The organism is Halocynthiibacter sp. C4 (assembly GCF_028823805.1).
GTDB lineage: Bacteria > Pseudomonadota > Alphaproteobacteria > Rhodobacterales > Rhodobacteraceae > Falsihalocynthiibacter > Falsihalocynthiibacter halioticoli.
Window position 1 is genome coordinate 1231326 of record NZ_JAPEIE010000002.1, and the last position, 10315, is coordinate 1241640.

The window sequence follows — 10315 nt, forward strand, 5'->3', positions numbered from 1 at the left end:
TTCGTTCAAGGAAGTACATATGCCCCTGCTACATCTTGCCCTAGTGGCGATAATTCAAGGCATTACAGAGTTTCTTCCTGTTTCCTCCTCCGGTCACCTGATTCTCTTGCCGATTCTCATGGATATGCCAGATCAGGGCCAAGTGATCGATGTTGCCGCGCATGTCGGAACGCTTTTTGCCGTGATCATCTATTTCTGGGCGGATGTATCGCTTGCTGCGCGCGGCGTCCCTGCAATGTTAACCGGTCGCATTGCGGAGCCAGGAGCACGACTGGCGTTCCTTCTCATGATCGCGACTATTCCCGTAATCATCGCGGGCTTCATCCTTAAGATAACCGGCCTAAGCGACAGCATGCGAAGTATGGCCGTGATTGGCTGGACGATGCTCATTTTTGGGATCGTACTATATTGGGCCGACCAACAAAGCACAGAGAGCAAAGTGAGCGACGAATGGAATATGAAAGATGCGCTCGTGATGGGGCTTTGGCAAGCGGTCGCGCTTATTCCGGGGACATCGCGATCAGGCGCAACAATCACCGGCGCACGCTTGCTTGGTTATACGAGGACGGATGGAGCAAAGCTGGCGATGCTCATGTCGATTCCAACCATTATTGCCTCCGGTACGCTTTCCGCTCTTGATCTAGCGGGGTCAGAGACATCCGGTGCGTTTCGCGATGCGTTGATCGTCGCTGCCCTATCCGCTTTGATGGCGCTTGCTGCACTCTCTCTGATGATGCGACTTTTGCGCAGCGTAAGCTTCACACCCTATGTCATCTATAGGGTGATCCTCGGCACGATCTTGTTGGTCGTTGCCTATACCTAGGCTTTGAGATTTTTCGCAGAGTCTCGGAGCTCTTCGAACTGACCATTCGGGCGGAAGCGCCATAGATACGTCGGCATGATTGCATCCATTGTCGTAGGCGTAACGCCAAGGTCATTCAGTGTTTTGGCATCGTCGGAAACGACATTATCAACGCGCAAGCTCTTGAGCTGATCCCCCGTCAAGACACCGTTGTGAATAAGCCCCATCGATACGAACTGAACAAAATCAAGGATACCCGCGAGGATCCGACCTGCAAAGAACGGCAGGTTCATCACAAGGCGTTTTCGGTGCACCACACCGAGCATCTTTTCGATGGCAGCATGCAGTGTAAGAGCTTCGGGACCACCAAGCTCATAAATGCCTGTTGCGTCACCAAGGATCGCGTTTTCAGCGGCCTCTGCTACGTCATCCACATATACTGGCTGAAAGCGTGTGTTGCCGCCAAAGATCGGAAGAATGGGCCCGAGCCGCGACATAGACGCGAAGCGATTAAAGAATTCGTCCTCATTGCCAAAAATCACCGATGGGCGAAGGATTACCGCCTCTGGGAAGTTCTCAAGAATCCCCTGCTCACCCAGAGCTTTCGACTTCGAATAATCGCTTGCTGCATTCTCATCTGCACCAATCGCCGAGATATGGACAAGCTTCGCAACGCCAGCCTCTTTGGCAAGACGCGCAATCCGCTCTGCACCTTCGTGTTGTACAGAGTCAAATTTGTTGCGCTTTGTCTCCGATAGAATTCCGACACAATTCACTACCGCATCTGCGCCATGCATAACTGCTGCGACAGAGGCATCGTCGCGAATATTGCACAAAACCGGTTCAACCTGACCAACCGCACCATAGGGGCGCACGAACATCGCTTCGTTCGGACGACGCACCGCGACACGCACGCGCCAACCAGCTTTCGCCATTCGCCGTGCAATATACCGCCCGACAAAACCGGAACCGCCGTAAATGGTGACTAGTTTGGACATGGGTGCCTCCGATACTATTTTCATTTGCTTCAATAGCTTTCTCTTTGCCATTGGACAAGCAACTATCACGTCGCAGGCACAGCGTTTTTGGGATGTTCCGCGTTTTTTACGCGAATCCCGTTGACACCACACACACACCGAAGTAATTCCCACGCCACGACACCTGCCCAGGTGGCGGAATGGTAGACGCGCTAGCTTCAGGTGCTAGTGTCCGTATGGACGTGGAGGTTCAAGTCCTCTCCTGGGCACCAATTTCCCAAAAATTCACTTCATCCTAAATTGGCCTTCGAAACCGAAGCCGCTATTCTATTTAGCGACTCCGGTTAGAGATTTTTCAGGACATGAGAGATCGAACGCTCGGCTTCGAGGCTGGCAAATGTGATGTACGTTTGCGGAGCTTTTTTAGGGTTTTCGGCACTCCGGGCAGGAGCGTCACGCAATTCTGCGAATAGATATCATCACCGCCATGATCATAGGTGACATAAAGCGCTGGTTTATCGCTCACGAGGGTAACATCACCGTTGTCAGAAACTGTGCATTCAATCTCTGGCGTTTGGAATTCATACTCTTTGGGGCGCTTAGGTAGGTATTCGTTCTCGCCACTGTGCTCGCCCGATTTATCGCTCCAATCAAAATGCAAAAATTCGGTTTCCGATAGCGAAGCTGCGGACAATCTCGTAACCTCAATCGCCTTATCGGTAGGCACTTTGGAATCGTAGGAACTCACTTCTGAAACCTCGCCTCCAACGTCAACGCGGCGTAGGTTGACCGAAATCTCTGCGGACTCAGGCGTGTCATTCACAGCGTATAGAACTATCTCGCCCGTTGCCTCATCTGGTTGCGCCGTTAACAAAACAGGCGAGAAGAACTCTTTGGCTGCGTAGTGAAACAGCTTCCAACCCCCGCCGTATTCAAGGCTCGCCCAGCTTGCAACGGGCCAAGTATCGTTGAGCTGCCAGTATAGCGTTCCCATGCAGCGCGGTTTGTTTGCGCGCCAGAATTCGATGGCAGTTTTCATCGCGAGCGCCTGCGAAATCTGGCTTTGGTAGGTCATGTCGCCGAAGCTGTCGGGGAAGCGGAAATACCTCGCCAATGTCTCTACGATTCGACTGTTTCCGCCCACATTCCGCTGATGGACATCCATAACCGAAGAAGAGACATTTCGGTCATCGGCTTCCGTAAAACTCTCGACTACCCGATTTGAGGGGAATGACTGAAACCCGAATTCCGAGCAAAAGCGCGGACGCACAGTTCGGTAATGCTCAAAATCTTTTGCCGAATGCCAAACATCCCAGAAATGCATGTCGCCAGAGGTATCGTCATGCCAGCCATCGTCAAAATTTAGAGGCCCGACCGAAGGTGAGCTTGGCCACCATGGAACGTCGATCTTCTCATCCAACACAATCTCTTCAAGGGCATGATTCAAGCGGTCATACATAGCGAGGTATTTGTCGCGGTCCTGTTTGCACTCGTCAAACCAACCAAGCGCGCCAACTAGTTCGTTGTCACCACACCAAAGCCCAATACAGGCATGAGCGGACAAACGTCGAACCTGCTGCTTGGCCTCTTCACGGATCAATGCCAGCCAATCGCGGTCAGCCGCAGGATAGATGTTACAGGCGAACATGAAATCCTGCCAAACCATCAAGCCCATCTCGGAACACATTTCATAGAACCAGTCCGGCTCGTAACGCCCACCACCCCAGACTCGGATCATATTCATGTTCGCTTCAATCGCCGAGGTCAGGATATCGCGAACGGCCTCTGGCGTTGATCGCGCAGGGAGAGCATCAGCAGGTATCCAGTTTGCGCCGCGCATAAAAATCTCGCGCCCATTCACACGAAATGCAAATCGCTGGCCGACATCGTCTTTGTCGCAAACAAGCTCGACCTTACGCAAACCAACACGCATTGTCCGACGCTCGCCACCAAGCGTAATCTCGGCATCATAAAGGTGCTGCTCACCGTGGCCAGCGGGCCACCAAAGTTTGGGCTCATTGATCTCGATCGATACCCGTGCACTTGATTGACCGGGGTAGAAAGCGACGGATTGTTCGACAACTTTTCCATCAATTTCGACTTTCAGCGGAACATTCCCAACGGAATCCGCGAGGAAATACGCTTCAAAATCGAGCCGAACGCGACCGTTCTCGTGGTGCTGAGTAAGCTTTACATCATCAAACCGCACCGCGTTACCGGACCGAAGCGAAACACCTCCATAAACACCGATTGGTGAGAGCGCGATATTCCAATCCCAACCTGCATCACACTGTGTCTTGCGCAAGAAGTTGTAGTGCGGAAGCCGACAGTTCCACTCCACAAAAGGCACGGCAAAGGGAAATGCATCTGCCTTGGCGGCTGCGACCTTACTATTTGACAAGAAGAGGATTTCTATTTTGTTTTCACCCGATACTAGGTGTTCAGACACTTCAAAATCATAGCGAAGGAATGCGTTTTCGCACACTCCGACAAGAGCGCCGTTCACGCTGACTTCTGCGTGGCAATCCACTTGGCTTAGTGTCAGATAAACTGGCCCATCCAAGCCTTCTTCGACCTGAACCGTGCGTTCAATAAGCCATTCGTTTTCGTGGACCCAATCAAGCGACGCCTCTCTATCGCGCCAATACGGATCCTTGATCTGTCCTTCGGACAGCAACACTGAATGCACATCATTTGGCACGCTAAATGGCATGCCGCTCTCTTTGCCAGCTTGCCGAAGCACCCAGCCGCTATTCAATTCCATGTGCATTCTAGTCCTCCTCGAAGGCGGCGATGTTACCGCTATCATTCCCTTCTGCTCGTATCCCGAACTAAAGACTCAAAGTCAATCGGAGAGGAGGATTTGCGAGGTTTAGGCGGCTAAACACCACCCGGATGAGCATAGGTATTTTCATAATCTGAGCCGCGTGATCGATTGTGCGTGAGTACGGAATAGACCGGTGTTGAAGGTTGTACCCCTCGCGCCAGTCGGTCGAGCGCCTCGCGCAAATTCGTCTGCCCTGTGCCGCCATAACGAACGCAATTCAGCACAACATCGGCATGCCGCGCGATATAAATGGCGTCGACGACCGGCAACAATGGAGATGTATCAAGAATGATCACATCCATTGCTTCGCGTGCCTTATCAAGGAACCGCTCAAATATTGCAGACTGAAGCAGCTGATCCGTCGGCACATCAGCGCGGCCGCGGCCAAGGACAACGCCAACTTTTGAAAGCGTATCCGTATCATAGAAGCCCGATTGCGCAGCAAGTTTCTCGGGGTATCGAAGGTAATCGAAGAAACCGGTTTGAGGCGTGAGCCCGAGATATTGGTGCAGGCTCGGTTTTCGCAAATCCGTATCAACTAATAGCGTCGACTTTCCCGCGACGGCATAAGTGCGCGCCAAGGCGAGCGCCAAAGAACTCTTCCCTTCGCTCGGGAACGCAGACGTCACCATAACGACTGTGCATTTGCCTTTGGGCGTCAAAACACCAAGGTCGATACTTGCCCGAAGTTGACGGACTGACTCTGCATAAGGCGAAAGCGGAGCCTGAATAACCGTGTCCGCAACAGAAAGGTGCCCCACTTGTTGTTCGACCTTTGGAATCGCTCCTCCTACGGGGATTGGCAAAACGTTCGCAAGCTGAGCAACCGAAGTGATGCCGCCAAAATAGAACTCGCTAAGAAATGCAGCCGAAACACCGACGCCGAGCGCGAGTACAAAGGCGAAGGACAAGACCATTGCTTTCTTAGGGAAACTTGGCTGTCGTGGCGGCAACGCTTCGGAGACAATTCGACTATCTGCCATTTGGACAAGTGATTGCGCATCCAGATCCCGCGCCCGTGACAGAAGATTTTTGTACTGCCTTTGAGCGATGTCAGCCTTTTGCTGAAGGTCATAAAGTTCCGCGAGCGTCGCAGAGGACAAGTTTCCGTCAAAGATAGCAGAACGCAACGCGCCCTGTTTGCTCCGCACCTCTGCGTTCAAATTTTCCACGTCGAGTTTAGCTGACTGCAAATTCGTTGCGGCTTCTGCATCTAGCAGAGCATCTAGGCGCTCCAACTCCTGCTGCAGATCGACGCGCGTGGTTGTTTCCGTGCTTGTATTCAGTCGCGCAATCAGTGCTTCGCGCTGGCCGACTAGATTTGCGAGCGCGGAGTCCTCGAGAACTTGCGCGATCTGCGCCCAATCGCGCTGTTGATAGGCACTCGACAACGCCTGTCTCTGTGCGGTTGATTGAACTTGCAGGCTGCGTAAGTCTTCGAGCTCTGATCGCAGTTGCTCGATATCAATGCCTCCTGCTTCTCGGCTCAACCGTTCCAGGTTTTGTTCAACATAGAAATCGAGTGCGTCCTCTGACTGCGCAAGGCTCTCACGCGCCTGCTCAATTTGCGCCAGCAAGAGATCGCGCGCCGCCATCGACATGTTTACCTTGGCCTCTATTTGAAGCCCGATGTAGGTTTGCGCCAATGTGTTCGCGAGCAATGCCGCTTTCGTCGCTGATTCAGATGTCGCAGAGACCGCAATGAGATGGGTCTGGCCACGCCTACGAATTTCAGTTGCAGACATAAACCGATCCAAAGTCTGACTCAAAAGATCCGTACCAACTGCAGGATTTTCATTTTGCCCAAACGCAAGACCAAGCTTCTCAAAGAGTCCGAGCGATGGGCCGAATTCCGGATCAGTAACAAGATCAAGGCGCTCGACCGTTGCAAGAGAGACCGTCCCAGATCGAAGTATCTCAACCTCACTTTCTACCCGAGCGGCATCAGACATACCGCCTTGAGAAAACCCCTCATCGGGATTGAGCAAGTTCTTTTGTGAGGGGTCAACCAAGAGCAACGCAGTGGCCGTGAACTGCGGCGTCGTCAAAGCCAAGAACGTCGCCGCAACCGCAAGGAAACCAGCTACAATACCCGCGATTAGCCAAATTTTGCGATAGAGAACAACGACAAGGTCTCGCAAATCCAAGTATTCGCCGACTTGTTGGGCGCTATTTGACGCGCCAATTTTCTCGGCGCCACCGAACTGATGCTGCGGATGTTGTTTAACCATTTTCCACCTCGACTGGTGTTTCACTCCGCGAACGACATTCGACGAGCGCTAGAGCGATGATTGCGATGAAAAGGAATACGTTCGCTTGGATTTCCATACTGAAATCGACAAGCGCATGGAGCGACGCAAACGAGATAACACCGATTGCGGCAACTCGGATCGAGCTGTGGTTTGCAGACGGGTATTGTGCGTGGAGTAAGACCAAGAAAACCCAACCGACCGCCAAGGGAATCAAACTCCCTGCGATCATGCCAAGCTCTGACCAAAGGGTCAGATACGTATTGTGCGGATGGAGCCAGACCACATCCACTGGCAACGAAGGCAAGTGATACCGTTCAAATGCCATGGGGAATGTATCTAATCCGAATCCCGTAAACGGACGATCCGCGATCATGATTAGCGTTTGGTGCCAGAGTTCCGCACGGGTTTGCAGGTCGACGAATGCGAAAACGCTGCGACCTGAGACAGCAGTCAAACCGGCGACGACCGCGACAAAGGGCAAAACAAAAAGTGCTACGCGTAAAGTTCGCCTCTGCCCCGCTCCAACAGACACAGCGAAACAGATACTTGCTATTCCCAAGCCCAGCAAAATTGCTGCGCGCGATTGTGTCGCCAGCAACGCCGCGACGATGGCCCCACATGCGCAAACCCGCGCCCAGAAGCCCTTATCAAATTGGGGATGCGCAAACCGCGATACCCCCAATATCAACCCCATGGAAAGCAAGGATGCGAAAGCATTTCGGTTAATGTAAGTCCCCGTGGCGGAGCCGAGGTAATGCTGCTTTGGGCCACAGATAGAGAAGTCGTTGAACCCGTACAAAAATAACAGAGCAACAATGGCATTCAGCGCAATTCCGAATAACAGCACGTCAGCGAGTTGTCCGGTATTTTTCACCGTTGCGGCCAACAGAACAAACAGGAAGGCATAGGTTAGGAGCCGTATCGCGCCAAGTAGAGTAGCGGATGGCGCGAGGCTGCCTGCTAAGCTCTGAGCGACAGCAAAACCAATTGCACAACAACCCAACACAATTGGTATTCTGGCCTTCAAAACCGCATCAAGAATTGAGCCGGTCGGCGCACTGAAGCACCAGAGAAATGTTAAGGCAGACAGAGTGGCCGCCCAAACACACCACACTATTGGAAGATTAGAACCGGCAGGAATGGGCGCGACGAGAATAATCGCAAGTAGCGATACCCTCACTAACCTATGGTTTGCGCTAAACTGGCGGGTAGACAACCCTTGAGCGGGCACAGAAAGATCAACCATTTGATTGCTCGACCCTTCTTGCAAGCTGATTGAGAAACACCTGCTTCTGAAACTCGGGGAGTTCTTCTACAACACTATGCAGATACGGTCGGAGGCTCTTCTGACGGACATAAATTTGCGGAAGAACCCAGGAATACTCTGCGGACGCCAAAAGGACAGAAGCGTCCTGTGTGAAAGCCCTTTGAGTTTCAGGCGTTAGCGAAGATATGAGTGGCACCAAAAGCTTAACGCGATGCGCGGCGAGCCAACCTTCACTCGGTGCCAATTTCTGTGAGTTTGATATCGCGTCTGTCGTGGTGACCTCTTTCCCCGCCAGAAGTGAAGATTGCGCGATTACTAACTGAGACCGACCGCTTTCGGCTGACTGCTTCTCGATTTTCAATGCAGTTGCAAGGCATCGTTCTGCCGAATTTGAAACTTCGAATGACGGCCTGATGTTAAGCGTTGGATCCGCCAGCAATTGGATGCAGCGCTCTAAGAGTTGGCGCCGTGATGATAGCGATGGAGGGGCTGTTTGTTCTGAGGACAGAGCAAGGACTAAGAACTTATACTCACTAATTCCAAAGATAGCTGAAAGAGAAAATACAATCATAGCGGGAATTAAAATGCATACTCTTGCAAGCCTCTCCCGTCTTTTCATTTTTTCCTCGCTGGCGATTTTCGCGACTTGGCTCAGGCCTGATCAAGTTCTCAATCTAGGCCTTGTTAGAAAATTGAGCGCAGTTATGCATTTCAAGCTTCCGAGCACCTCTAAACTCAGATGATGCAATTACCCTTGTAAAATCAAGGAATTTGTGCAAATTATCAGATGTCACCACAACTCAAGCGAGGAAAAACATGAGACGCGCCATATTCGCAACGGTACTCCTCGCAGTATTTGGCCCTTTTGCAAAAGGCGCAATAGCTCAATCGACTTTCTTCGATGCAGAGGTAATTAGTGCTGCCTGCGCGGTGTCTTCTGAGAATTGCGCGGCCTTAATTCAACAACTGATTTCACAACTTAAAAGTGCAGACCTCACTGAAGCTGAACTTAATAGCCAAGTGGCGGTTCTTGCGAGCGCAGTACTGAACGCAACAAGCGGCGCATCGCCTTCAAACATCGCTCAATTATCCCCAGTTTTGACCGAAATTTCAGGGCTTTCCAGTGACGCCGGGCAGGCATCATCAATTTTAGGTTTTGCGAGAGAAATGGAAAGCGGGCGAGCACCAGAGCTATCAAACATCTCAACACCTTTTGCGGCGAGCCCAGCCTAGACGCCCTGACCTTTCCTCGGCGCACATTCTGAAATTCCTTGGCGGATCATCTCTGAGCCGCTGATGTAGTGGAATCCGACCAATCTGAAGCGCGCTGATTTAAGAAACCAGTCTGCAATTCGTGGCGGGTAGTATAATGCCATTCGTCGAGACCAATATTCGAACTTATCAGGCGGCAACGATATACCAGTGTAGGCAGAGCTTGGGCCATGGAAGCCAAATCGAGCGCCCTTTTCCACACAAACGCTAGGTAGCCCTAAAAACAACGTACAAGCCGAAGCACAGTAGCCTTTTCGGATTTCTACATTGGTATCACTCTTGCGATAGCGCTCTATCGTTGCGACCCGATCTATAAGGTTTCCACCAGCATCATTCCGGATCACGACGGTTTCGGCAAATGCCAAGCTGTAGAGCCAGCACGTAAAAAGCAGGCTAACCGTAACTCGACAAACGACTTCTGTTGCAATGCGTGGCAATTGCTTCTCCTTGACCTCAATCCCTCACGATTGAACGCACAAGCAGCCTTAATTTTGCGTGACCCCTCCGAACTTAAGTTTCAAGAATTTAGTTTAATTCAGCTGTTGCGATGGCCGGTTTCCAGCGAACGCCGCTCGCACAACTCCTTAATTCATTGTGTGCAAATTCACCGCATCCCGCGCAAATCATCGATTGCTGAACAATAAGGAATTGCTATGCACAACCCATTTAAAAACCGAGAACCAAATCTAAACGGCCCGTCAACGGACCTCGTTCCAGTTGCTCCGAACGATACGACGGACCTCTCTTCGGTCGCCCTTGCGCTTTACATCGAAACTGGCGGTACGCTCGTTATTCTGACCGAAAAGGAGCAAACGCGCACGGTTAAGGTTTCAGATTTTATGACGTTGCCCACAGGTGTTCGCCGCGTATTCGCGACAGGAACGACAGCGTCCGGCATCCATGCATTCGTGGTTTGAG

The 10315-nt window shown here is 51.8% G+C and carries 8 protein-coding genes and 1 tRNA gene; 4 read left to right on the forward strand and 5 right to left on the reverse strand.

Annotated elements, in window-relative coordinates:
* The first annotated feature begins 19 nt into the window (after positions 1 to 19).
* Positions 20 to 823 carry an undecaprenyl-diphosphate phosphatase gene (locus tag OU789_RS13275; RefSeq protein ID WP_274655991.1) on the forward strand — a complete coding sequence of 268 codons (804 nt, stop codon included), beginning with the start codon at positions 20 to 22 and terminating at the stop codon, positions 821 to 823.
* On the opposite strand, the gene OU789_RS13280 is transcribed toward OU789_RS13275, so the two are convergent.
* Positions 820 to 1800: a complex I NDUFA9 subunit family protein gene (locus OU789_RS13280; RefSeq protein ID WP_274655992.1), complete on the reverse strand. Its 981-nt coding sequence runs from the start codon at positions 1798 to 1800 to the stop codon at positions 820 to 822. The genes OU789_RS13275 and OU789_RS13280 overlap by 4 nt on opposite strands.
* Positions 1801 to 1965: 165 nt before the next feature.
* Here OU789_RS13280 and OU789_RS13285 point away from each other — a divergent pair.
* A tRNA-Leu gene (locus OU789_RS13285) sits at positions 1966 to 2051 on the forward strand.
* A gap of 83 nt (positions 2052 to 2134) precedes the next feature.
* On the opposite strand, the gene OU789_RS13290 is transcribed toward OU789_RS13285, so the two are convergent.
* The 3 genes from OU789_RS13290 to OU789_RS13300 form a co-directional block, all read right to left on the reverse strand.
* Positions 2135 to 4549 (reverse strand): beta-mannosidase, encoded by a 2415-nt coding sequence (locus OU789_RS13290; protein WP_274655993.1) that lies wholly within the window; start codon positions 4547 to 4549, stop codon positions 2135 to 2137.
* Between the two features lie 110 nt (positions 4550 to 4659).
* Complete coding sequence (locus OU789_RS13295) at positions 4660 to 6837, reverse strand: GumC family protein (RefSeq protein WP_274655994.1); 2178 nt, start codon at positions 6835 to 6837, stop codon at positions 4660 to 4662.
* A complete protein-coding gene (locus OU789_RS13300; protein ID WP_274655995.1) occupies positions 6830 to 7732 on the reverse strand; it encodes an O-antigen ligase family protein in 903 nt (300 codons plus the stop codon). The genes OU789_RS13295 and OU789_RS13300 overlap by 8 nt, the downstream gene beginning before the upstream one ends.
* 1209 nt (positions 7733 to 8941) lie before the next feature.
* Here OU789_RS13300 and OU789_RS13305 point away from each other — a divergent pair.
* Complete coding sequence (locus OU789_RS13305) at positions 8942 to 9358, forward strand: hypothetical protein (protein WP_274655996.1); 417 nt, start codon at positions 8942 to 8944, stop codon at positions 9356 to 9358.
* Here the strand turns inward: OU789_RS13305 and OU789_RS13310 are convergent.
* Positions 9355 to 9834: a hypothetical protein gene (locus OU789_RS13310; protein ID WP_274655997.1), complete on the reverse strand. Its 480-nt coding sequence runs from the start codon at positions 9832 to 9834 to the stop codon at positions 9355 to 9357. The two genes, OU789_RS13305 and OU789_RS13310, sit on opposite strands and share 4 nt — an antisense overlap.
* 216 nt (positions 9835 to 10050) lie before the next feature.
* Here OU789_RS13310 and OU789_RS13315 point away from each other — a divergent pair, with 216 nt between their 5' ends.
* Positions 10051 to 10314 carry a spike base protein, RCAP_Rcc01079 family gene (locus OU789_RS13315; RefSeq protein WP_274655998.1) on the forward strand — a complete coding sequence of 88 codons (264 nt, stop codon included), beginning with the start codon at positions 10051 to 10053 and terminating at the stop codon, positions 10312 to 10314.
* The last annotated feature ends 1 nt before the right edge of the window (position 10315 follow it).

Bases quoted from the DNA above. Each gene is read 5' to 3' on its own strand.
- OU789_RS13295 (WP_274655994.1), bottom strand. From the start codon at position 6,837: ATGGTTAAACAACATCCGCAGCATCAGTTCGGTGGCGCCGAGAAAATT.
- OU789_RS13290 (WP_274655993.1), bottom strand. From the start codon at position 4,549: ATGCACATGGAATTGAATAGCGGCTGGGTGCTTCGGCAAGCTGGCAAA.
- OU789_RS13280 (WP_274655992.1), bottom strand. From the start codon at position 1,800: ATGTCCAAACTAGTCACCATTTACGGCGGTTCCGGTTTTGTCGGGCGG.
- OU789_RS13305 (WP_274655996.1), top strand. From the start codon at position 8,942: ATGAGACGCGCCATATTCGCAACGGTACTCCTCGCAGTATTTGGCCCT.
- OU789_RS13315 (WP_274655998.1), top strand. From the start codon at position 10,051: ATGCACAACCCATTTAAAAACCGAGAACCAAATCTAAACGGCCCGTCA.
- OU789_RS13275 (WP_274655991.1), top strand. From the start codon at position 20: ATGCCCCTGCTACATCTTGCCCTAGTGGCGATAATTCAAGGCATTACA.